The following is a 23,581-nucleotide window of genomic DNA, read 5'->3' as shown; positions in this document are numbered from 1 at the left end:
CGTCAACCCACGCCCCCCAGTCGGAGAAAGTTATTGTGCCCCCCCGGGGGGGGGGGGGCTTCGCCCCGCGGGGGGCCAGGCCCCCCCCAAAAAGACAGGCCTGCTGCGCAGTCCGGCGCGGGAGCAAGCTCCCTCGCCACAGGGGATCTGTTCAAGTGCCACACAGCGACTTTACAGGCGCGAAGATGACCCGGCGTTCGCTCGACCGGCAGGCCAACGGCTTGTCGGGCGAACGCCAGCCTCACCCCTGCGCGCCTGCTTTTTACGAGGTGAAACCATGACCCGTTCGACGCTCGGCGACTCGCAGGATTTCCACGTATTCATCGACGCCTATCGCCGCCAGTACCCGGACGATGTGCTGACCATCACCCAGCCTCTTTCTGCCGATCAGGACATCACCGCCCTGGTCGATGCCCTCGCCGCGCAGGGTCGCGATCCGCTGTTGATCTGCGAAAATGTCGGCAACCTCGATGTGCCGGTGGCGACCAATCTGTTCGCCTCCCGCCGACGTATCGCCCGGCTGTTCGACGTCAGCGCCGCGCAATTGCACGAAACCTTCCAGACCCGCGCCAACCAGCCGATCCCGCCGCGCTACGTCGAAACCGGCCCGGTGCTCGACGAGGTGTTCGAGGGTCAAGCGCTGGATCTGGCGTTGCTGCCGATGCTCAAGCATTTCGACAGTGATCGCGGCCCGTACATCACCAACGCGATCATCATCGCCGAAGACCCGCTCACCGGTATCGCCAACATGAGCTACCACCGCTCGATGCGCCATGCACGTCAGGCCCTGGCCACCAGCCTGCATTCGCGAGGGCACCTGTGGCGGATGCTGCAGACCGCCCGCGAACGCGGCGAAGAATTGCGCGTGGCCATGGTGGTCGGCGCACACCCGCTGTTCATGCTCGCTGCCGCTGCACGACTGCCCTACGGCAGCGATGAACGGGCGGTGGCGGGCGGGTTGTTCGCAGCGCCGCTGGAGCTGGTCAAGACCCCGCGCTACGGCATCGGCGTTCCGGCGTATGCGGAGTTTGTACTCGAAGGCGCCATCGACCCGACGGCCTATGCCGAAGAAGGCCCGTTCGGCGAGTTCAGCGGCTATTCCTCGGATCGCTCGACCAACAACGTGCTGCGCGTCGACACCCTGTTACGGCGCAAGGACGCGTGGCTGGTGGACGTGATGGGCGGCCGTTACGCAGAACACCTGACCCTCGCACGGCTGCCCCGTGAAGCGGAAATGAGCGAGAAGCTCAAAGCGCGCTTCCCCGCCGTCACCGCCGTGCATTACCCCAATTCCGGCACGCATTTTCATTGCTACGTGGCGCTGGACCAGAGCCGCGACGGCGAGGCCCGGCAGATCATGCTGGCGCTGCTCGGCTGGGACCCGTACCTGAAAACCGTGATCGCGGTGGACAGCGACATCGACCTCACCGACGACAGCCAGGTGCTGTGGGCACTGGCCACGCATTTCCAGCCGCACCTTGACCTATTCACCATCGATGGCTTGCCCGGCAGCCCGCTGGACCCGTCGTCCTCGGTCAATGGCACCACGTCACGCATGGGCCTCGATGCCACACGCGGCTCGGGGTTCGACGGGATCAAGGCGCAGCTCGATCAGAATGTGCTGGAGCGCGCACGGCAACTGCTTGAAGGTCTGCCATCGTGAAGCGTCGGCGGATAGTGGTCGGCATCAGCGGCGCGTCCGGGTTCATCTACGGCGTGCGCCTGCTGGAACTGCTGGCCGAACTGGACATCGAAAGCCACCTGATCATCAGCCGTGCCGCGCTGCTGACCATGGCTCACGAAACCGACTACAAGCTGGCGGACGTCACCGCCCTCGCCAGCCACTACCACCGCTCCGATGACGTGGCTGCCGGAATTGCCAGCGGTTCGTTCCGTTGCCTGGGCATGGTGGTTGCGCCGTGCTCGATGCGCACCCTCGCGGAAATCGCCACCGGTACGTCATCGGGGCTGATCGGTCGCGCCGCCGACGTCACCCTCAAGGAACGCCGCACCCTGGTGCTGATGGCTCGCGAGACGCCACTGACCCTCGCCCACCTGCGCAACATGACCGCTGTCACCGAAATGGGCGGGATCATCGCCCCGCCGGTGCCGGCCTTTTACGCCCGCCCCGACAGCCTCGGGCAAATGGTCGACCACAGCCTCGGCCGCGTCCTCGACCTGTTCGGCCTCGATGCCGGCGTCGCCCGGCGCTGGCGAGAACCCACAGCCCCCACAGACAAGCTTCATCTGCACCGGTAATCACCAAGGAGCCCCACATGACCACCCCCTTCAACGCCCCGACCCCGAACACCAAAATTCCGGTCACCATCCTCACCGGATTCCTCGGTGCCGGCAAAACCACCCTGCTCAATTACATCCTCAAGGAGAACCACGGCCGCAAGATCGCGGTGATCGAAAACGAGTTCGGCGAGGTCGGCATCGACGGCGATCTGGTGCTCAGCTCCGAGACCGAAGAGATCTACGAAATGGTCAACGGCTGTGTCTGCTGCACCGCCGAAGTCCGCGAGGACCTGGTGCGGATTGTCCGCGAGCTGGTGGCGCGTCCGGTGCGGCTCGATCACATCCTGATCGAGACCAGCGGTCTGGCCGACCCGTACCCGGTGGCCCAGAGCTTTTTCATCAACGACCCGATTGCCGAGGACGTCGAACTCGACGCCATCGTGACCATGGTCGATGCCAGGCACATCGCCCAGCACCTGGAAGACCTGCAACTGGACGGCGTCGACAATCAGGCGGTGGATCAGATCGTCTGCGCGGACCGCATTGTCATCAACAAGGTCGATCTGGTCAGTGCTGAAGAGGTGGAAACCCTGCGCGGCAAGATCCGTGGTTTGAACGCCACGGCGGATCTGGTGACCTCGACCCATGCACAGATCGATCTGTCGAAAATCCTCGGCATCGGCGCCTTCGAATGCACGCAGAAACTGATGGAAATCGGCGCCGGACCTGACCCTCACGACCACCATGACGAACCCGATCATGAGCACGACCCGAGCGTGTCCTCGGTGGGCATCGCCGTTGACGGCGCCGTCGACCTGATGGCGTTCCACCGCTGGATCAGCGAGTTGCGCAGCGCCCAGGCCGACAACCTGTACCGTATGAAAGGCGTGCTGGCGGTGGCCAACGAAGACCAGCGCTACGTGCTGCAAGGCGTGCACAGCCTGGTGGAGTTCCGCGCCTCGACCCTGTGGGGCAGCGAGCCGCGCTCGAGCAAGATCGTGTTCATCGGCCGCGACCTGGATCGGGCGGCGCTGAACCAGGGCTTCGCCGCCTGCCTGGCCGGCTGAAACCCGGCATCGGAGCCGGTGGATGGCGGCTTCGCAGCACGAATGACTGAAACGGTCGGTCGGCAACACACCTGTGGCGAGGGAGCTTGCTCCCGCTGGTCTGCGCAGCAGACCCGAAATGCCAAGGAAGGGCCGCTGCGCGCCCCGGCGGGAGCAAGCTCCCTCGCCGCGGGTTGGTCACCGACCGAGCAACATCAGACGAATACCCCTCTGTACCGAATAACAACAGCTAGAGGTGATTCCCCATGTCGTCAGCCAGCTCCTCCACCGTCCACCCCGTCGACCGCGTCTTGCCGGTGCGACAGATGCTCACCCTCGGCCTGCAGCACATGGCCGTCTCGTACATCGGCGCCATCGCCGTGCCGTTGATTGTCGCCAGTGCCCTGAAAATGTCCCATGCCGACACCGTGGTGCTGATCAGCACCACACTGTTCTGTTCCGGCATCGCCACCCTGCTGCAGACCGTCGGTTTCTGGAAGTTCGGCGTGCGCCTGCCGATTCTGCAGGGCGTGGCGTTCAGCAGCGTCGGGCCGGTGATCGCCATCGGCAGCAACCCGCAGGTGGGCTTCGCCGGGGTTTGCGGGGCCGTGATCGGCGCGGGGATTTTCACCCTGCTGATGGCACCGTTCGTGGGCCGCTTGCGACGCTTCTTTCCGCCGGTGGTGACCGGTTGCATCGTCACGGTGATCGGTCTGCAGCTGTTCCCGATTGCCTATGAATGGGTTGGCGGCGGGCGCAACGCGGACAATTTCGGTGCCCCGGCCTTTCTCGCCGTAGCAGTGCTGGTGTTGCTGACCATCCTGCTGGTCAACCGCTACGGCAGCCCGTTGCTGCGCAACATGGCGGTGCTGGTGGGGATGCTGGTGGGGGCCGGTCTGGCTTACGGTCTGGGCATGGGCAACTTTCACAGCGTCGAGGACGCGCCGTGGCTGACCGTGCCCTACCCGTTCTATTTCGGTTTGCCGACCTTCAGCCTGATCCCCATCGCCACCATGGTGGTGGTGATGATCGTGCAGATGGTCGAGTCCATGGGGCTGTTCGTGGCCATCGGCGACATCGTCGACAAACCGGTGGACGACAAACAGGTGATCAACGGCCTGCGCGCCAACGGCCTGGCCAGCACCATCGCCGGGATGTTCGCCGCGTTCCCGTTCATTGCCTTCATGGAAAACGTCGGGCTGGTGATCCTGACCGGCGTGCGCAGCCGCTGGGTGGTGGCGATCAGCGGCCTGCTGATGTGCTCGATTGCACTGGTGCCCAAGGCCGGGGCAATCATCGCCTCGATGCCGACCGCTGCGCTGGGCGGTGCCGGCATCGCGATGTTCGGCGTGGTCGCGGCGGCGGGCATCCAGACCCTGGCCAAGGTCGACTACGAGCGCAATCGCTACAACGTACTGATCGTCGGCTTCACCATCGCCGCCGCGCTGGTGCCGGTGCTCGCTCCGACCCTGTTCAAACAACTGCCCGAGTGGTCACAGCCGTTCCTGCACAGCAGCGTGGTCATCGCCTGCCTGGTGTCGGTGCTGCTCAACGCGGCGCTCAACGGCGTCAGCGTGCCAGAAACCACACCCGGCAAATCCGCCTCGCACATTCTCTGACTGGAGCTGCCCATGATTCAACTTCAAACCATCCTGATCAAAAATCCCGTGGCGGTGATGACCGGCCTGCGTGGCCCCCGGGCCCGGGCCGGCGCCGTGGACATCCGCGTGGTCAACGGTCGCATCGCGCAAATGGCCGCGAACCTTGAGCCACAACCCGGTGAGCGGGTGATCGACGCGCGCAACTCAGTGGTCTATCCGGGCTGGATCAACACCCACCATCACCTGTTCCAGAACCTGCTCAAAGCCGTGCCCGAAGGCTTGAATCAGGACCTGCAAGGCTGGCTGGCGAGCGTGCCCTATCCACGCCTGAACCGCTTCACCCCGCAACTGGCGCGGATCGCCGCACGGCTGGGGATGGTCGAACTGCTGCTGTCCGGCGTCACCACCTGCGCCGATCACCACTACCTCTACCACGCCCACGGCAGCACCGAGACCGGCGACTTGCTGTTCGACCTTGCCGAGTCATTCGGCCTGCGTTTCGTGCTGTGCCGTGGCGGTGCGCTGGAGTCGGCCAGTGCACATCCGGGCTTCTCGAAAACTGCGCTGCAACCGGAATCCCTGGAGCAAATGGTCGGTGACATCGAACGACTGAAATCGCGCTACCACCAGGACACCCCGGATGCCCTGCGCCGGGTGGTCGTTGCGCCAACCACGCCGACCTTCTCGCTGCCGCCAACGTTGCTGCGGGAACTGGCGCATACCGCCCGAGGCATGGGATTGCGCCTGCACACCCACCTGTCGGAAACCCAGAACTACGTGAATTTTTGCCGCGACAAGTACAACTGCCTGCCGGTGGAATTCGTCGCCGAACACGAATGGCTCGGCCCCGACGTCTGGTTCGCCCACGCCGTTCATCTGCAACCGGGAGAAATCCGCATGCTCGCCCAGACCGGCACCGGCGTCGCCCACTGCCCGGTGAGCAACGCCCGGCTGGGCAGCGGCGTCGCGCCGATCCCGCAAATGTACGAGGCCGGTGTGCCGATCTCCCTCGGCGTCGACGGTGTGGCCTCCAACGAATCCGGAAGCATGGTCGGCGAAGTCAACACCGCATGGCTGATCCACCGCGCAGGGCAAGGCGCCTCGGCGACCACCGCCGAAGACGTGATCCACTGGGGCACGGCGGGCGGCGCGCAAGTACTCGGCCTCGGCGCGGTCGGCACGCTGGAAGTCGGCCAGGCGGCGGATCTGGTGATCTACAGCCTCGACCATCCACGCTTCTACGGCTTCCACGACAATGCCGTCGCGCCGGTCGTCGCGGGTGAGCCGATTGCCGTGAAGTACAGCCTGGTGGGCGGGCGGATCGTCGTCGATGACGGCGTGATTCCGGGGCTGGATATCGAGCGGATGCGGGCCGAGGCCTGGGAGGGAGTGCAGGCACTGATGACGGTCGACGATTGATGCATATCCGGTGGGAGCGGCGGTGCGACGATTCGCCTCGTCGGCTTCCACCGGCGGCATTAGCGACTTCCGGTTTTGTCGACTAACGTTAGTACCTCATCGGATTGAGCCCCTGCCGGCCACACCGGGCTCTTGATCAAGGAGAGACTGATGACATCCCGCAGCACTATCGAACAGACCTATCGCACTTGGTCCAGCCCCATTCTGCTGGAGCTGAAAAAGCGCGAGCACCAGATGGCGCCGGTCGAGCGTCAGGCGCTTGAAAAGGTAATGGTGGAAAGACGGTTGCTGGACGTCGGCAACCCGGATGGCGTTGAGCGGCGTAAAGGCGCGGCGAGTAAAACCGGCAATTCCGTGTAATCGGTTCACCCGCCCGCGTTCATGCTCGGCCCGGTTTCAATAGCGCTTAGCACAGGATCGAAGGCTTGATAACGGCCAGTCCGGCCCACCATTCAATCGGTAGCAAATGACTCAACCCTTGCTGGCTGACCCTGGGGTCGGCCAGCAAGCCACTTGTGCGCTGGCTGATGACTGTCTGAAGTCAGGCCGCCTGCTGCCCTCCTGCCACCGCCGCCGAAGCCGCCAGCATCGCCCGCAGCAACACCGCACAACCGGCCGCCAGATCGTCCGGCGCGGCGTTTTCGATTTCGTTGTGGCTGATGCCGCCCTCACACGGTACGAAGATCATCCCGGCCGGGCCGAGCTCGGCGAGGAAGATGGCGTCGTGGCCGGCACCGCTGACGATGTCCATGTGCGACAGGCCCAGACCTTTGGCAGCGCCGCGCACGGCTTCGACGCAGCCTTTTTCGAAGTACAGCGGCGGGAAGTCGGCGGTCGGGGTCAGCTCCCAGGTCAGGCCGTGTTCTTCGCAGGTGGTTTCGATGACTTGCTTGACCTCGGCGATCATCGAGTCGAGACGCGCCGGTTCAAGATGCCGGAAGTCGAGGGTCATGCGCACTTCGCCGGGAATCACGTTGCGTGAGCCGGGATAGGCTTGCAGGCAACCGACCGTGCCGCAGGCGTGGGGTTGATGGCCGAGGGCTGCGCGATTGACCGCGCCGACGATGACCGAGGCGCCGACCAGAGCATCCTTGCGCAGGTGCATCGGGGTCGGACCGGCGTGGGCTTCGACGCCACGCAGTTTCAAGTCGAACCACTTCTGCCCCAGTGCGCCGAGCACTACGCCGATGGTTTTCTGTTCATCCTCAAGGATCGGACCTTGCTCGATGTGCGCCTCGAAATAGGCACCGACCTTGTGCCCGCTGACCTTGCGTGACCCGGCGTAGCCGATGGCGTTCAGCGCTTCGCCGACCGTGACGCCGTCGGCATCGACCTTGGCCAGGGTTTCTTCAAGGGTGAATTTTTCTGCGAACACGCCGGAGCCCATCATGCACGGGGCGAAGCGCGAGCCTTCTTCGTTGGTCCAGACCACCACTTCCAGCGGTGCCTCGGTTTCCACGCCCAGATCGTTGAGGGTGCGCAACACTTCGACTCCGGCCAGCACCCCGAAGCAGCCGTCGAACTTGCCGCCGGTGGGCTGGGTGTCGATGTGGCTGCCCGTCATCACCGGTGGCAGGTCCGGGTTGCGGCCGGCGCGGCGGGCGAAGATATTGCCGACTTCATCGACCGAGACGCTGCAACCGGCGTCCTTGCACCACTGCACGAACAGGTCGCGGGCCTGGCGGTCGAGGTCGGTCAGAGCCAGGCGACAGACCCCGCCCTTGACCGTGGCGCCGAGTCTCGCCAGTTCCATGAGCGACGCCCACAAGCGGTCGCGGTTGATGTGCTGATGGGTCGATTGCAAAACGTCAACGGCTGCGTTCATGGGGATCTCCTCAGGCAGTTCTTATGGGAATTACAACGGCGATTTGACGACCACCGGGTTGCTCCGCATCGCGCACAACCCGTAATAGATCAACCCGCCCAGCGCCGAGCCGGTGAACCAGCCGTAGCTGTAGAACCAGTTGAACGCGCTGCTGCCCAGCGACAGCAGTGTCAGCACCACTGGCACGCCGAAGGCGATGAACCCGGCCCGGTTCCACGCCGGATAAACGTCATCGCGGTACAGGCCGGCGAGGTCCAGTTGCTGTTTCTTGATCAGGAAATAGTCCACCACCATGATCCCGGCAATCGGCCCGAGCAGGCTGGAATAACCCAGCAGCCAGTTCGAATACACGGTTTCCAGGCTCAGGTCCGAGACGATCCAGCCGAGTTTCTTCAGCAGCTCATGGCCCATCAGCGCCAGACCGACGAGGCCGGTGAGAATCACCGCGCTGGTACGGTTGATGACCTTGGGCGCGATGTTCTGAAAGTCGTTGGTCGGCGAAACGATGTTGGCGGCGGTGTTGGTCGACAGCGTGGCGATGATGATCAGCGCCATGGCCACCGCAACCCACACCGGGCTCTGGATATGACCGATCAGCGTCACCGGATCGGAAACGCTGACGCCCACCAGCTTCACCGATGCGGCGGTCATCACCACGCCCAGCGCGGCGAACAGGAACATGGTCAGCGGCAGGCCGAAAATCTGTCCGAGGATCTGATCCTTCTGGCTGCGGGCATAACGGCTGAAGTCGGGAATGTTCAGCGAAAGCGTGGCCCAGAACCCCACCATCGCCGTCAGCCCGGCGGCAAAGTAACTGACCACGCTCGCGCCCTCGGGACGTTTTGGCGCAATCGCCAGCAGTTCAGTCATCGACACATTCGGCATGGCCCACACCAGCAACCCGATGCCGACCGCCACCAGCAGCGGCGCCGACAGGGTTTCCAGCCACTTGATCGACTCGGCGCCCCGGATCACCACCCACAGGTTCAGTGTCCAGAAGATCATGAAACCGATCACCTCCCCCGTGCCGCCGAGGGATTTCCAGCCCTCGAAGATCGAGCCGAGAAACAGGTGAATCGCCAGCCCGCCGAACATGGTCTGGATACCGAACCAGCCGCAGGCCACCAGGGCCCGGATCAGGCACGGCACGTTGGAGCCGAGAATCCCGAACGACGAACGCAAGAGCACCGGAAACGGAATGCCGTACTTGGTGCCGGGGAAAGCATTCAGCGTCAGTGGAATGAGTACGATGATATTGGCGAACAGAATCGCCAGCAGCGCCTCCCCTACGGTCAGACCGAAATACGCGGTGAGCACGCCACCCAGGGTGTAGGTCGGGACGCAGATCGACATGCCGACCCACAGGGCGGTGATGTGCCATTTGTTCCAGGTTCGTTCGCGCACCCTGGTCGGTGCCATGTCGTGGTTGTAACGGGGACTGTCGAGGACGTCGCTGCCGGCGTCGAGTTCGAACAAGCCGTCGCGCTCGGTCACTTGCGATCTGTTCTGTTGCATGGCCGCTCCACTGTTTCTTCTGATTATTTTTTGCTCATCAGGCGGCTGCACACGCAGGTGCGAGCCGAACGATGGCCGGAGGAACTGACAACCTTCATGCACCGGCCATGGTGTCAGCGGCGGCATCAATAAACGTGCCGGGTGCCCCGCTTTCGCATCGGGCCGTGCTTTCAACTCTTTGTAACCGACTGATGTTTATCGGTTTTTATTATTCACCTTGTGAGGCCGCGAAAACTTGACTGAACACTCAGGCCAAATGCCAGGCAAGTTATCCGAACTGTCAGGACTCAATCTGGTGCACTGCACTTTTTTTCATCGTGGGCGCTCAGCCGCAGCTCAACTTCAAGCGGCTGATTTCACATAGGAAATTTTGCTCATATTTCCAACCTGTCAAGTGCGTCAAAATGGTGAAATGGCTCACCATTTTGGTGATTTGATATTTTTATCGTTATTTTTCAGATAGTTAAAACAATTATAAGCTTATAAAAAATAATCTTGATCAATTTCAAAACTGCGACTAGCGTCTATTCCTGACAGCGCTGACAAGATTACGCATTTGTCGCTGCAAACAATAAAACACTAGAACCGGCACAAGTCGGTCATGCCTGCGAGGAACTCGGAATGTCTCTGTTGATCCGTGGCGCCACCGTTGTTACCCATGATGAAAGTTACCGCGCCGATGTCTATTGCGCTGACGGCGTGATCAAAGCCATTGGTGAAAACCTGAATGTTCCCGCCGGCGCCGAAGTGCTCGACGGCAGCGGCCAATACCTGATGCCCGGCGGTATCGATCCGCACACCCACATGCAACTTCCGTTCATGGGTACCGTAGCCAGCGAAGACTTCTACAGCGGCACCGCCGCAGGCCTGGCCGGCGGCACCACCTCGATCATCGATTTCGTGATTCCCAACCCGCAGCAATCGTTGCTCGAAGCGTTTCACCAGTGGCGTGGCTGGGCGCAGAAGTCGGCGTCGGACTACGGCTTCCACGTCGCGATCACCTGGTGGAGCGAGCAGGTGCGTGAGGAAATGGCCGAATTGGTCAGCCACCACGGGATCAACAGCTTCAAGCATTTCATGGCCTACAAGAACGCGATCATGGCCGCCGACGACACGCTGGTGGCGAGCTTCGAGCGCTGCCTGGAACTCGGTGCGGTGCCGACCGTGCACGCGGAAAACGGCGAGCTGGTCTATCACCTGCAACGCAAGTTGATGGCCCAGGGCATCACCGGGCCGGAAGCGCATCCGCTGTCGCGGCCATCCCAGGTCGAAGGCGAAGCCGCGAGCCGGGCGATTCGTATCGCTGAAACCATCGGCACTCCGTTGTACCTGGTGCACGTCTCGACCAAGGAAGCCCTCGACGAAATCACCTACGCCCGCAGCAAGGGCCAACCGGTCTACGGCGAAGTGCTGGCCGGGCATCTGCTGCTGGACGACAGCGTCTACCAGAACCCGGACTGGCAGACCGCCGCCGGTTACGTGATGAGCCCGCCGTTCCGCCCGCGCGGACATCAGCAAGCGCTGTGGCATGGCTTGCAGAGCGGCAATCTGCACACCACCGCCACCGACCACTGCTGCTTCTGCGCCGAGCAGAAAGCCGCCGGCCGCGACGACTTCAGCAAGATCCCCAACGGCACCGCCGGGATCGAAGACCGCATGGCGGTGTTGTGGGATGAAGGGGTGAACAGCGGGCGCTTGTCGATGCAGGAATTCGTTGCCCTCACCTCCACCCACACCGCAAAGATCTTCAACCTCTACCCGCGCAAAGGTGCGATCCGCGTCGGCGCCGATGCCGATCTGGTGCTGTGGGACCCGCAAGGCACCCGCACCATCTCCTCCAAGACCCACCATCAGCAGGTGGACTTCAACATCTTCGAAGGCAAGACCGTAACAGGCGTGCCGAGCCATACCGTCAGCCAGGGGAAAGTGGTCTGGGCCGATGGCGACCTGCGCGCCGAGCGCGGCGCGGGCCGGTATATCGAACGGCCAGCGTATCCGGCGGTGTTCGATTTGCTGAGCAAGCGGGCTGAGATGCACAAGCCCGTTGCAGTCAAACGCTGACCTGTGGCGAGGGAGCTTGCTTCCGTTGGGTGGCGAAGCCGCCCCAAATCCGACCGGCGCGAGTACCTGAGTCAGCGACCCGACGTTTTGGGCCCGCCGTGCGGGAGCAAGCTCCCTCGCCACAAAAGCTTTGCAAAAACCACTGCCCGACAGAGGCAGCAACCTCAATTAACCGTGAGGCAAAAAACCGTGATCGAGTCCCTGAACCACCTCCCGCATCCGCACGAAAGTGCGGCCGCCCTCGCCGGCCATTTCACCGATCTGGCGCCACCGCTCAACGACCGTCAGGCGCATCTGGAAGCCTCGCGCTGCCTGTACTGCTACGACGCGCCGTGCGTGAATGCCTGTCCGAGCGAGATCGATATCCCGTCGTTCATCCGCAATATCCATCAGGACAACGTGCCGGGTGCGGCGCAGAAAATCCTTTCGGCGAACATCCTCGGCGGCAGTTGTGCGCGGGTCTGTCCGACCGAGATCCTTTGCCAGCAAGCCTGCGTGCGCAATAACGCCCACGAATGCGCGCCGGTGCTGATCGGTCTGCTGCAACGCTACGCCGTGGACAACGCGCACTTCAGCGAGCACCCGTTCCAGCGCGCCGCCGCCACAGGCAAGCGCATTGCCGTGGTCGGTGCGGGCCCGGCGGGATTGTCCTGCGCCCATCGCAGTGCGATGCACGGCCATGACGTGGTGATTTTCGAGGCCCGGGAGAAGGCTGGCGGGCTCAACGAATACGGGATCGCCAAATACAAACTGGTGGATGACTACGCGCAGAAGGAGCTGGATTTCCTCCTGCAAATCGGCGGCATCGAAATCCGCCACGGGCAGAAGCTCGGCGAGAACCTGACCCTGAGCGAACTGCACCAGCAGTTCGACGCGGTGTTCCTCGGCCTCGGCCTCAATGCCAGCAAGCAACTCGGCCTGGCCCACGAAGACGCCCCCGGCCTGCTCGCCGCCACCGACTACATCCGTGAACTGCGCCAGGCCGATGACCTTACGCAATTGCCACTGGCCGAACGTTGCATCGTCCTCGGTGCTGGCAACACCGCCATCGACATGGCCGTGCAAATGGCCCGCCTCGGCGCCCGCGACGTCAATCTGGTCTATCGCCGTGGCGCGGCGGACATGGGCGCCACCGGCCATGAGCAGGACATCGCCAAGGCCAATCAGGTGCGGCTGCTGACCTGGGCACAACCGGACGAAGTGCTGCTCGACGCTCAGGGCAAAGTGCGCGGCATGCGCTTCGCCCGCACGCATCTGGTGGAAGGTCGCCTGCAAACCACGGGCGAGACGTTCGAGCTGGCCGCCGATGCGATCTTCAAAGCCATTGGCCAGGCCTTAGACGGCGGCGCCCTCACCGACCCACTGGCCCGTGAACTCAAGCGTCAGGGCGAACGGATTCTGGTCGATGAACACCTGCGCACCAGCATCCCCGGCGTGTATGCCGGCGGCGACTGCACCAGCCTCGATCAAGACCTCACCGTGCAAGCAGTGCAACACGGCAAACGCGCCGCCGAGGCGATCAACGCTCAACTGATGCTCAACGTGGAGGCTGCGTAAATGGCCGATCTTTCGATTGTCTTCGCCGGCATCAAAGCCCCCAATCCGTTCTGGCTGGCCTCCGCGCCGCCGACCGACAAGGCCTACAACGTAGTGCGTGCCTTCGAGGCGGGCTGGGGCGGCGTGGTCTGGAAAACCCTGGGTGAAGACCCGGCGGCGGTCAACGTCTCCTCTCGCTACTCGGCGCATTACGGCAACAACCGTGAAGTGCTCGGTATCAACAACATCGAACTGATCACCGACCGCTCGCTGGAAATCAACCTGCGGGAAATCACCCAGGTGAAGAAAGACTGGCCGGATCGCGCGCTGATCGTGTCGCTGATGGTGCCGTGTGTCGAGGAATCGTGGAAACACATCCTGCCACTGGTGGAAGCCACCGGCGCCGACGGCATCGAGCTGAATTTCGGCTGCCCCCACGGCATGCCCGAACGCGGCATGGGCGCAGCGGTCGGCCAGGTGCCGGAGTACGTCGAGCAGGTCACACGCTGGTGCAAGACCTATTGCTCGCTGCCGGTGATCGTCAAACTCACACCGAACATCACCGACATCCGCGTCGCCGCCCGCGCCGCACATCGTGGCGGCGCCGATGCGGTGTCGCTGATCAACACCATCAACTCGATCACCAGCGTGGATCTGGAACACATGGTCGCCCTGCCCACCGTCGGCAGTAAAAGCACCCACGGCGGTTATTGCGGCTCGGCGGTCAAACCGATCGCTTTGAACATGGTCGCGGAAATTGCCCGTGATCCGCAGACTCAAGGCCTGCCGATCTGCGGCATTGGCGGCATCGGCAGTTGGCGCGATGCGGCGGAGTTCATCGCCCTGGGCAGCGGCGCAGTGCAGGTATGCACGGCGGCGATGCTGCATGGCTTCCGGATTGTCGAGGAAATGAAGGACGGCTTGTCGCGCTGGATGGACAGTCAGGGCTATGCCGGCATCGCCGATTTTTCCGGGCGGGCAGTGGGTAACACCACGGACTGGAAGTATCTCGACATCAACTATCAGGTGATCGCAAAGATCGACCAGGAGGCATGCATCGGCTGCGGACGTTGCCACATCGCCTGCGAGGACACGTCACATCAGGCGATCGCCAGCCTGAAGCAGGACGATGGCACGCACAAATATGAAGTGATCGACGATGAGTGCGTAGGCTGCAATCTGTGCCAGATCACCTGCCCGGTGGCGGATTGCATCGAGATGGTGCCGATGGACACGGGCAAGCCGTTTCTGGACTGGAATCATGATCCGAGGAATCCGTATCACGTCAGCCCTTGAGTTCCATCGTTTCTGACCCGACGCTTTCGCGAGCAGGCTCGCTCCCACATTTGGAATGCAATTCCCTGTGGGAGCGAGCCTGCTCGCGAAGAGGCCAGCCCGGCCATCACAAGGCTCAGGGTTCCAGGCCGATCCCCCGCAAAATCACACTGGTCACCGTCTGCACCGCGCGCTCGAACTGCATGTCCGACAGCGGCTGGTGCTCATTCAGAATGTTCACCTGATGATCAAAGTCGGCATAGTGCTGGGTCGAAGCCCAGATCATGTACAGCAAACTCGACGGCTCCACCGGCAAAATCCGCTTGTCCTCCACCCACTGCCGGATCTTCGCTTCCTTCATCTTCGCCCAGTCGTACAGGCTGACATCCAGCGCCTCGCCCAGGGTCGGCGCGCCATGGATGATTTCGTTGGCCCAGACTTTCGAGCCGTAGGGCCGGCTGCGCGAGTGGTTCATCTTGGCGCGGATGTAGCTGCTGAGCACTACCCGCGGATCATCGAACATCTCGAAGCACAGCGCGTCCTGCTTCCACACCTCCAGCAGGTCGAACAGCACCGCGCTGTACAGCTCGCTCTTGGTCGAAAAGTAGTAATGCAGGTTGGAACGCGGTAGCTGCACTTCGGCGGCGATGTCGGCCATGGCGGTACCGCCGAAGCCTTTTTCGGCGAATACCTTTTCCGCCGCCAGCAGGATCTTGTCGACATTGGTACGGCGGATTTCGATCTTGTGATTGCCCATGAGGGCTCCCTGAAGACAACGTTGTTGAAGACTAGCATCCGCTCCGGGCAAGGGGCGACAGGCGAGAACGATTCTTCACACACCTGGGCTTTTTTCTGGTTTAGGATCGCCCCCCTTCTCCCTGTCAGACACTGAAGGATTCTGTCGATGACCATTCGCAAACGCATCACCGAGGATGACCCGCAACTCGCTGACCTGTGGGAACGCTCGGTCCGCGCCACCCACGATTTTCTCCCGGAAGAGGACATCCACCGGCTGTTTCCACTGGTGCGTGACGCCTACCTGCCCGCGCTGGATGTCTGGGTTTTCGAGAACCCCGACCGTTCCCCCGCAGGCTTCATCGCCACTGACGACGACACCATGCAGATGCTGTTCATCGACCCGTCACAGCGCGGCCAGGGCATCGGCCGCCGCTTGCTCGACCACGTCCGCCGCCCGCTGCTCAAAGTGGACGTCAACGAACAGAATCCCCAGGCTCACGGTTTCTATCTGCACTACGGTTTCGAAGACATCGGCCGCTCGGAACTCGACGGTGAAGGCCGGCCCTTTCCGGTCGTACACATGCGTCTGAAAACCCTGTGATCCTCGCTCTATACTCAGCCCGCCATTCCACCGAAAGGAACCTGTCCATGTCGATGAAAAAGCTGTTCACCGCTGGCGCCCTGCTCGCTTCGCTGGTCGTCACTTCCCAGGCGTTCGCTCATGCTCACCTGAAAAGTGAAACCCCGGCCGCCGACAGCACCGTCGCCGCGCCTGCGGATCTGCGCCTGGTGTTTTCCGAAGGCGTCGAAGCCAGCTTCACCAAAGTCACCGTGACCCACGACAGCGCGCCGGTGAAGATCAAGCCATTGACCACCGAAGGCGACAAAAAAACCCTGATCGTCACCCCTGAAGCACCGTTGACCGCAGGCGAATACAAAGTCGAATGGCATGCAGTTTCGGTTGATACGCACAAGAGCGAAGGCGCCTATCAGTTCAAGGTTGGCCAGTAATTCATGAGTGACGCGCTGGTGCTGTGCCGGTTCCTGCATTTCATCGTGGTATTGATGCTGTTCGGGGCTTGGCTGTTCCGGCCGCTGCTGCTCAAGGGTGAAGCGCCGGCGCTGGATCGGCAGCTGGCGCGGCTGGCGCGTTGGTTGGCGGCCGTTGCGCTGGCCAGCGGCGTTGCCTGGGCGTTGTTGATCACCGCGAGCATGGCGGGTTCGCCCGATGCGGCATTCGATCCGGACACCATTGAGCGGGTGCTGGGCCATACGTTTTTCGGTCAGGTGTGGCGCTGGCATCTGTTGATCAATGCCCTGTTGCTGGCGTTGCTGTTTACGCCGTGGCGTTCCAGCCAGCCATTGCGACTGGGCCTCAGCGCGTTGCTGCTGATCACCCTCGCGCCGGTCGGCCACGGGGCGATGCTCGATGGTTTCAACGGCCAGATGCTGATCCTCAATCAAGTCATTCACCTGACCTGCGTCGGCGCGTGGCTGGGCGGGTTGTTGATGCTGGTGATGATCCTGCGCCAGTCAGGCGAAACGGTACGCCAGGTCTTGCAGCGGTTCAGCGGGGTCGGCTACGGGTTGGTTGCCGGGCTGTTGATCACCGGGCTGATCAACGTGCGCGTCCTCACCGGCCAGTGGTGGCCGACGCCGTTGTTCTCGGGATTCGCCCTGATCCTGCTGATCAAGGCGTTACTGGTGATCGGCATGCTCGCACTGGCGTTGTTCAACCGCTTGCGCATCCGCGATTGCGAACAGCGCGTCGACACCCTCAAGCGCAGCGTGATGCTCGAGTGGCTGCTGGGGATCGGTGCCGTGGCGGCGGTTTCGGTGCTCGGCACCCTGCCGCCGATGATTGCGGCCTGACGTCAATGTTTCTGGGTATCGCCCCTCGCCGTATCGATGCTGACCACCACCGACATGCCCGGCCGCAAGCGTTCGATTTCCTGTTGGTCCGGATCGATGGTCACTCGCACTGGCACCCGCTGGGCGATCTTCACGAAGTTGCCGGTGGCGTTGTCGGCCTGCAACAACGCGAACTCCGAACCGGTACCGGGCGAGATGTGCTGAACGTGGCCGGTGAACTTGCGGTGGTTCAGCGCATCGACGGTGAAGCTCACCGGTTGCCCGACCCGCACGTTGTTCATCTGGGTTTCTTTCATGTTGGCGATCACCCACTTCTGATCCGGTACCAGCGCCATCAACTGCGCCCCGGAGTTGACGTAGGCCCCGAGGCGCACGCCGATCTGCCCGAGCTGACCGTCACGCGGGGCGATGATCCGGGTGTTGGACAGATCAATCCGCGCCAGCTGCACGGCCGCCTCGGCACTGGCCACTGCAGCCTCCAGCGAACCGCGATTGACGATCACCGTTTGCAGATCCTGCCGGGCGATTTCCAGATTGGCCTTGGCCTGCGCCACCGATGCAATGCTTTGCGCATTGGCGGCCAGCGCCACGTCCATTTCACGCTTGGACACTGAGCCGTCATTGACCAGCGCCGTGTTGCGGCGCAGGTCCGCCTCGCTTTTGCGCAACTGCGCCTCGCTGTCGGCCACCACCGCCTGACGCAACTTGATGGTCGCTTCGGCGCTGTTGCGTTGCTGCACGACGTTGGCCAGCGAAGCTTTCTGCACCGCCAGTTGTGCCAGCGACTGATCGAGACGCTGCTGATAGATGCGGTCATCGAGACGCACCAGCAGATCGCCGGCCTTCACGAACTGAAAATCCTGCACCGGCACTTCATAGACATAGCCGCTGAGCTGCGGGCCGATGATCGTCACCTGCCCGCGTACCAACGCATTCTCGGTGGTCTCGACCGCACTGCTGAACGGAGGCAACTGCCAGGCATACAGCACGATCAGCACACCGACGATGGCAATCGCGGCGAAGCCCAGTGACGAGATGATCCGCACCCGCAGCGAGCGCGGTTCGGTATTTGGCGATGACGGCGGCGCCTCGCCCTCGGGTGTGGCGGCGATGGCATTGGTGGTCGTGGTGGTCGGTTCGGTCATGAAGAAGTGGCACCGCTGGAGGGAACGGAAGGTGTCGGGGCGACGGCTTTGGTGGTGCTGATCAGCCACAGCGCACGGATGGAAATCCAGATCATGGTGAGGATCGCGATCACCGCGATCAGCATGAACACATCGTTATAGGCCAGTACATTGGCCTCGCGGGTGGCGGCGTTGGCCAGGCTGCGAATACCTTGCAGGTTGCGCAGGCTCGGGTCGGCAATCAGAGAGCCGACCGCCGAACCGCCGCTTTGCACCCGGGCGGCCACCAACGGGTCGGACAACACCAGTTGCTCGACGATATGGCTGGAATGAAATTTCTCGCGCACGATCTGGAACGTCCCCAACAACGCTGCACCGATCAGGCCGCCGAGGTTGTTGCAGATCCCGAACAACACCGAAAAACTCACCAGATTGCGCGGATTGGTCAGCACGTTGCGCGTGCCGAGGACCATGGTCGGCCCCAGAAAAAACGTGCTGCCGAAGGCCAGGAGGAACTGGCTGAAGTAGAGGTTTTGGGGACGGGTCAGGTTGTTCGAGGAACTGTCGATGATCGAACCGGTGGCCATCAACGCCAGCGAGACGATCAGCGGCATCAGCAGGTGTTTCGGGTCGATGGTCAGCGCACTGGTCAGCAGCCCGGCGATGCTGCCGATCAGCATGACGACGTAGAGGCTGTGCAACTGCTGACTGCTCATGTTCAGGTTCTGCATGAAACCCACGGCGCCGGTCGACTGTTCCGAGGTGACCATGCGAATCAGGATCACCGCCAGCGCCAGGCGGATCATCACCCCGCTGCCGAGCCAGCGGGTCATCAGCATCGGATTGCTGCGATTGTGTTCGATGGCCAGGCCCGCGAGGATCAGGGCAATCGATGCCGCCAGGGCGATGCCGATCCAGTCGGCTTCCAGCCACCAGTCGATCCGGCCCAGAGACAACACCGCGCACAACAGGGCCACGCCGCTGGCGAGGATGGCAAAGGTCAGGAAGTCGAGGGGTTCGAAGGTCTTGAAGCGATCACCCGGCGGCAGCTTGAGCATCAGCACGCAACCCAGCGAGAGCAGCGCCATGCCCAGCTCGAACAGGTACAAGCCGCGCCATTCGGCGATCTGCAGCAGGTCTTCGGAAAACAATCGCGCCAGCGGTAACGCCAGTTGCGAAGTGCCAAGCCCCAGCACCAGTGCCTTCATCCGCCATTTGGCCGGGAACGCCTGCACCATGTAATACAGGCCCAGCGAACTCAGCGCCGCGCCGACCATGCCGTGGGCTGCCCGCACGGCGATTGCCGAACTCAGGTCGTTGACGAACAGATGGCCGAAGGTCACCAGCGCATACAGCACCAGAAATACCTCGGTGAACGCCCGCAAGCCGAACTGCTGCCGGAACTTCACCAGCAGCAGGTTCATCGACACGTTGGTCATCACATAGGCCGCCGGCAGCCAGGCCATCTCCGCCGTGGTCGCCCCGAGCGCGCCTTGCAGATAAGGCAGGTTGGCAACCACCAGCGAGTTGCCCAGTCCACCGGTCAATGCCACCAGCAACCCGACCAGCGCATAGGCCAGGCGCTTGGGGTTGGAATGCAACGGCGTCGAGGGAGATCCGGGCAGGCTGGGCTTCTCGTGAGGCTGCCAGTTGCGCGGGGCGTATCGGTCCATGGAAATGCCTTGTGCCAGGAATGGCTTCAGTGTGCCGGGGTCGTCGGGATTCGTAAATTTTGTTTAAAGGTCATCTCGCCCGCAGCGGATTTTTCTCAAGCGTAGCCAATGCCAACCTTGCAGCACTTCTCAACTTGAAAGGTGCCCGTTATGACCGCTCCTCGCTGGCAACGCTCCCCGCGTCTGCTGAAAAACCTGCTGGCAGCCGCCCTGTTGCTGCCCACCCTCGCCTTTGCCCAAGAACGCCCGTGGCCGGACGGCTCGCAACTGGTGATTTCGGTGTCGATGCAATTCGAAACCGGTGGCCAGCCCGAGGGCGCGGAAAGTCCGTTCTCCGGCACCCCGCTGCCCAAAGGCTACCCGGATCTGCCAGCGCAGACCTGGTTCGATTACGGCTACAAGGAAGGCCTGTGGCGCATGCTCGATCTGTGGGATCGCACCGGTATCAAGGTCACTTCTCACGTGGTCGGTGAAGCAGCGCTCAAACACCCGGAACTGGCCAGGGCGATTGCCGAGCGCGGCCATGAGCTGGCGGCCCACGGCATGCGCTGGGCCGATTCGTACAACATGAATTACGCCCAGGAAAAACAGTTCATCGGCGACGGCGTTGCGGCGGTGGAGAAAATCACCGGTCAGCGTTCCGTGGGCTACAACGCCAACTGGCTGCGGCGCAGCCCCAACACCTTGAAGGTGCTGCAGGACCTGAACTTTACCTACCACATCGACGATGTCAGCCGCGACGAACCCTTCGTGACGATGGTTCGCGGACGCAAATTCGCCGTGGTGCCCTACACCCTGCGCAACAACGACATCGTATTGATCGAGGGCCGGCATTTCTCCGCCGAGCAGTTCTACCAGCAACTGGTGCTGGAATTCGATCGCCTCTACGCCGAAGGTGCGAGCAAGCGGCGGATGATGTCGGTGAGCCTGCACGACCGCATCGGCGGCACGCCGGCGATGGTCGAGGCAATGGAGCGCTTTATCCGCTATGCGCAGTCACATCCGAAGGTGACCTTCATGCGCAAGGATCAGATCGCCCAGGTGGTGCTGACCGAAAAAAACCCGCTGATCGACAACACCGAGGCGGCTTACAACCAGTGATAAAAAAATCGCAGCCAAGGCTGCGATTTTTTTCTGCTTGAGGATTCACGCCCGCAGCAGCATATAAGCCGCAACCACCAGGCACACACTGGCGAATCCCACCTGCAATGTTCTCGCCGGCACTCGCGCGCAAAGTTTGCGGCCGACGATCATGCCGACAATGCTGGCCACGATGAACGCGGCCCCGAGATGATCGATCCGCACCCCGGCATGAAACGCACCGATCACGCCGATGGCGGAAATCAGGCTGATCACCATCAGCGACGTGGCGACGATGCCGCGCATCTGCACATCGGTCAGTTGCTTGAACGCCGGGACGATCAGGAACCCGCCGCCGACGCCGAGCAACCCGGATACCACACCAGTGACCGCCCCCAGCGCCGCCAGGGTCGCGGTGCATTTGGCGGTCCAGTCGAAGCGACCGGTCTGTTCATTGAGCATGCAGTTCTTCTGGCCCCAACTGGCGTGGCCATGATCGCTCGGCCCCTCTTGCTGGCATTCGCGACGCAGCATGCGCCAGGCCACCATCACCATCAGCAGGCTGAAGAGGATCATCAGGACCCTCTCCGGCAACTGGTGCGCGAAGTAGATGCCCAGCGGCGAAAACACCGCGCCGAGCGCGGCGATCAACAGCGCCGCGCGGTAGCGCACCAGCCCATGACGCAAACCATCGATGGCCCCGACCGCCGCCGCACTGCCCACGGCGAACAACGCCACCGGCGCCGCTTGCGTCATCGTCCAGCCGAGACCAAGTACCAGCGCCGGCACCGCGAGAATCCCGCCACCGGCCCCGGTCAGCCCGAGGATCAATCCCATCACCACGCCAAACAGACTTGCCAGCAACATAAGGGTTCTCAGTCGACGTTGGACACACCGGTCAGCCATTCGCGGCCCTTGAGCATGCCGTTCCAGTAGAACCAAGGCAGCAGGGACGCCTTCAGCCACCACGCAGAGCGCCGCGGCACGGTCGGGTCGAGGGGAAAGGTCGGCAGCAGTTTGCCGCCGTAGCCGAACTCGGCGAGGATCACCTTGCCCTTCTCCACCGTCAGCGGGCAGGAACCATAACCGTCGTACTTCAGCGGCAACGCCAGCGACTTGCGCTGTGCCAGCAGGTTCTCGGCGAGCACCACGACCTGCTTGCGCACGGCAGCAGCGGTTTTCGCGTTGGTGGTGTTGCAGATATCGCCGAGTGCGAACACCTCGGGATAACGCGGATGTTGCAGGCTGTGCGGGTTGACCTCGCACCAGCCGGCGGCGTCTGCCAGCGGACTTTTTGCGATGAAGTCCGGAGAAACCTGTGGCGGCACGACGTGCAGCAGATCGAAGGTCTTGGCCACCTGAGTGACGTTGCCGTCGGCATCCTTGACCTCGAACCAGGCGGTTTTCGCCGGGCCGTCGACTTTTACCAGATTGGAATTGAACGCCAGCCGCGCGTTGTATTTTTCGATGTACTTCATCAGCGGCGGCACAAAGGTCGGGACGCCGAACAGCGCGGCGCCGGCAAGATTGAACTCGACGTCGACCTTGCTCAGCACATTGCGCTTGAGCCAGTGATCGCAAGACAGATACAGCGCTTTTTGCGGCGCACCCGCGCATTTGATCGGCATCGCCGGCTGGGTGAACAGCGCCTTGCCACCACGCAGTTTCTGCACCTGATCCCAAGTGTATTGCGCGTGCTGATAGCTGTAATTCGAGGTCACGCCATGCTGACCGAGACTTTCCTGCAAGCCTTCGATCTTCTCCCAGGCCAGACGCAGGCCGGGGCAGACGATCAGGTTCTGATAGCTGACGGTGCGTTGATCGTTGAGGGTGAGCTGGCGCTGGTCGGGATCGATGGCCGTCACGCCCGCTTGAATCCAGGTGGCCTGACGCGGCATCACCTTGTTCATCGGTCTGGCAGTGTCCCTGGCGTCGTAGGCACCACCGCCGACCAGCGTCCAGGCCGGTTGATAGTAGTGCTGGGCGCTCGGCTCGATCACTGTAATGTTCAGGTGGGGGTCACGCTTGAGCAGACTGGCGACAAAACCGATGCCGGAAGTACCGCCGCCGATGACCACGATGTCTGCACTGATGGATGGGCCCCAGTGTTGATCGTTCATTGTTTGTTCCTTATTGCTGCACGCAAGGATAGCCGGGTCTATTGCGCCCAGCTTTTGAGTACGGCTCCGCAGTAGAGTCCGGACAGGGTTTTCATCACCTGGATCACTTCGTGACTGGCGAGGCCGTAAAAAATGTACTTGCCTTCACGACGGGTCGCGACCAGCCCTTCATCGCGCAGGATGCCCAATTGCTGGGACAGGGTCGGCTGGCGCACGCCGGTCATTTTCTCCAGCTCGCCGACATTGCGCTCACCCTGGGTCAACTGACACAGGATCAGCAGTCGGTCCTCGTTGGCCAGGGCCTTGAGCAGCGAACAGGCCTTCGACGCCGATGCCCTGAGCTGGGCGACTTCACACTCGGTCAGACTGGATTGCATTTGCAGGATGCCTTCAACGTCACTTAAGCTGCGGACATTATGTGTTTACATAAAGTGTTGCAACCCTGACTTTCCACC

21 protein-coding genes are annotated in these 23,581 nt (G+C 62.5%); 13 read left to right on the top strand and 8 right to left on the bottom strand.

The window, feature by feature from the left end:
• Positions 1 to 277 precede the first annotated feature (277 nt).
• The 6 genes from ACK6BI_RS24265 to ACK6BI_RS24240 all read left to right on the top strand — a co-directional run bounded on the left by ACK6BI_RS24265 (position 278) and on the right by ACK6BI_RS24240 (position 6,667).
• Positions 278 to 1,663, top strand: a complete 1,386-nt coding sequence (locus tag ACK6BI_RS24265; protein WP_409319062.1) for a UbiD family decarboxylase — start codon at positions 278 to 280, stop codon at positions 1,661 to 1,663.
• On the top strand, positions 1,660 to 2,259 hold the full coding sequence (locus ACK6BI_RS24260; protein WP_409319061.1) for a UbiX family flavin prenyltransferase: 600 nt from the start codon (positions 1,660 to 1,662) through the stop codon (positions 2,257 to 2,259). Before ACK6BI_RS24265 ends, ACK6BI_RS24260 begins: the two co-directional genes overlap by 4 nt.
• Before the next feature lie 17 nt (positions 2,260 to 2,276).
• On the top strand, positions 2,277 to 3,308 hold the full coding sequence (locus ACK6BI_RS24255; protein ID WP_409319060.1) for a CobW family GTP-binding protein: 1,032 nt from the start codon (positions 2,277 to 2,279) through the stop codon (positions 3,306 to 3,308).
• Positions 3,309 to 3,553: 245 nt separating this feature from the next.
• Positions 3,554 to 4,906: a nucleobase:cation symporter-2 family protein gene (locus tag ACK6BI_RS24250; protein ID WP_409319059.1), complete on the top strand. Its 1,353-nt coding sequence runs from the start codon at positions 3,554 to 3,556 to the stop codon at positions 4,904 to 4,906.
• A gap of 12 nt (positions 4,907 to 4,918) precedes the next feature.
• The gene (locus ACK6BI_RS24245) at positions 4,919 to 6,307 is read left to right on the top strand and encodes an amidohydrolase family protein (RefSeq protein WP_409319058.1); all 1,389 of its coding nucleotides are present in this window, start codon (positions 4,919 to 4,921) and stop codon (positions 6,305 to 6,307) included.
• Between the two features lie 150 nt (positions 6,308 to 6,457).
• On the top strand, positions 6,458 to 6,667 hold the full coding sequence (locus ACK6BI_RS24240) for a hypothetical protein (protein WP_409319057.1): 210 nt from the start codon (positions 6,458 to 6,460) through the stop codon (positions 6,665 to 6,667).
• Positions 6,668 to 6,848: 181 nt separating this feature from the next.
• On the opposite strand, the gene ACK6BI_RS24235 is transcribed toward ACK6BI_RS24240, so the two are convergent.
• Together ACK6BI_RS24235 and ACK6BI_RS24230 are read right to left on the bottom strand one after the other, a co-directional pair.
• Positions 6,849 to 8,132: a Zn-dependent hydrolase gene (locus ACK6BI_RS24235; RefSeq protein ID WP_409319056.1), complete on the bottom strand. Its 1,284-nt coding sequence runs from the start codon at positions 8,130 to 8,132 to the stop codon at positions 6,849 to 6,851.
• 30 nt (positions 8,133 to 8,162) lie between these two features.
• A complete protein-coding gene (locus tag ACK6BI_RS24230; RefSeq protein WP_409319055.1) occupies positions 8,163 to 9,647 on the bottom strand; it encodes an NCS1 family nucleobase:cation symporter-1 in 1,485 nt (494 codons plus the stop codon).
• 621 nt (positions 9,648 to 10,268) lie between these two features.
• Here ACK6BI_RS24230 and hydA point away from each other — a divergent pair.
• From hydA to preA, 3 genes are all read left to right on the top strand, one after another.
• A complete protein-coding gene (gene hydA, locus ACK6BI_RS24225; RefSeq protein WP_409319054.1) occupies positions 10,269 to 11,708 on the top strand; it encodes a dihydropyrimidinase in 1,440 nt (479 codons plus the stop codon).
• 189 nt (positions 11,709 to 11,897) lie between these two features.
• Entirely contained in the window at positions 11,898 to 13,265 is a 1,368-nt protein-coding gene (locus ACK6BI_RS24220) for an NAD(P)-dependent oxidoreductase (protein WP_409319053.1), read from the top strand.
• Entirely contained in the window at positions 13,266 to 14,540 is a 1,275-nt protein-coding gene (preA, locus tag ACK6BI_RS24215; protein ID WP_409319052.1) for an NAD-dependent dihydropyrimidine dehydrogenase subunit PreA, read from the top strand.
• A gap of 115 nt (positions 14,541 to 14,655) precedes the next feature.
• Here preA and ACK6BI_RS24210 read toward each other — a convergent pair whose 3' ends face one another.
• Positions 14,656 to 15,276, bottom strand: a complete 621-nt coding sequence (locus tag ACK6BI_RS24210; RefSeq protein ID WP_007952885.1) for a TetR/AcrR family transcriptional regulator — start codon at positions 15,274 to 15,276, stop codon at positions 14,656 to 14,658.
• Between the two features lie 147 nt (positions 15,277 to 15,423).
• Between ACK6BI_RS24210 and ACK6BI_RS24205 the strand changes: the two genes are divergently transcribed.
• From ACK6BI_RS24205 to copD, 3 genes are read left to right on the top strand one after another with little or no spacing between them, the layout of a single operon-like run.
• Complete coding sequence (locus ACK6BI_RS24205) at positions 15,424 to 15,858, top strand: acetyltransferase (protein WP_409319051.1); 435 nt, start codon at positions 15,424 to 15,426, stop codon at positions 15,856 to 15,858.
• Positions 15,859 to 15,905: 47 nt separating this feature from the next.
• Positions 15,906 to 16,268, top strand: coding sequence for a copper homeostasis periplasmic binding protein CopC (gene copC / locus ACK6BI_RS24200; protein WP_409319050.1), 363 nt, complete (start codon positions 15,906 to 15,908; stop codon positions 16,266 to 16,268).
• Positions 16,269 to 16,271: 3 nt separating this feature from the next.
• The gene (gene copD / locus ACK6BI_RS24195; protein WP_409319049.1) at positions 16,272 to 17,129 is read left to right on the top strand and encodes a copper homeostasis membrane protein CopD; all 858 of its coding nucleotides are present in this window, start codon (positions 16,272 to 16,274) and stop codon (positions 17,127 to 17,129) included.
• A gap of 2 nt (positions 17,130 to 17,131) precedes the next feature.
• Here copD and ACK6BI_RS24190 read toward each other — a convergent pair whose 3' ends face one another.
• Positions 17,132 to 18,274: an HlyD family secretion protein gene (locus ACK6BI_RS24190; RefSeq protein WP_409319048.1), complete on the bottom strand. Its 1,143-nt coding sequence runs from the start codon at positions 18,272 to 18,274 to the stop codon at positions 17,132 to 17,134.
• Positions 18,271 to 19,926, bottom strand: a complete 1,656-nt coding sequence (locus ACK6BI_RS24185) for an MFS transporter (protein ID WP_065258958.1) — start codon at positions 19,924 to 19,926, stop codon at positions 18,271 to 18,273. Before ACK6BI_RS24185 ends, ACK6BI_RS24190 begins: the two co-directional genes overlap by 4 nt.
• Before the next feature lie 150 nt (positions 19,927 to 20,076).
• On the opposite strand from ACK6BI_RS24185, the gene ACK6BI_RS24180 reads away from it, so the two are divergent.
• Positions 20,077 to 21,027, top strand: coding sequence for a polysaccharide deacetylase family protein (locus ACK6BI_RS24180; RefSeq protein ID WP_409319047.1), 951 nt, complete (start codon positions 20,077 to 20,079; stop codon positions 21,025 to 21,027).
• Between the two features lie 45 nt (positions 21,028 to 21,072).
• On the opposite strand, the gene ACK6BI_RS24175 is transcribed toward ACK6BI_RS24180, so the two are convergent.
• From ACK6BI_RS24175 to ACK6BI_RS24165, 3 genes are read right to left on the bottom strand one after another with little or no spacing between them, the layout of a single operon-like run.
• Positions 21,073 to 21,873 carry a sulfite exporter TauE/SafE family protein gene (locus ACK6BI_RS24175; RefSeq protein WP_409319046.1) on the bottom strand — a complete coding sequence of 267 codons (801 nt, stop codon included), beginning with the start codon at positions 21,871 to 21,873 and terminating at the stop codon, positions 21,073 to 21,075.
• Between the two features lie 8 nt (positions 21,874 to 21,881).
• On the bottom strand, positions 21,882 to 23,126 hold the full coding sequence (locus ACK6BI_RS24170; protein WP_409319045.1) for an FAD/NAD(P)-binding oxidoreductase: 1,245 nt from the start codon (positions 23,124 to 23,126) through the stop codon (positions 21,882 to 21,884).
• Between the two features lie 38 nt (positions 23,127 to 23,164).
• On the bottom strand, positions 23,165 to 23,503 hold the full coding sequence (locus tag ACK6BI_RS24165) for a helix-turn-helix transcriptional regulator (RefSeq protein WP_007952897.1): 339 nt from the start codon (positions 23,501 to 23,503) through the stop codon (positions 23,165 to 23,167).
• Between the last annotated feature and the right edge of the window lie 78 nt (positions 23,504 to 23,581).

The sequence above is a fragment of the Pseudomonas sp. KCJK9016 genome (assembly GCF_046231795.1).
GTDB classification, from domain to species: Bacteria; Pseudomonadota; Gammaproteobacteria; order Pseudomonadales; family Pseudomonadaceae; genus Aquipseudomonas; species Aquipseudomonas bananamidigenes.
Note: the sequence above shows the minus strand (reverse complement) of the source record. Positions and strands in the feature narration are given on the sequence as shown.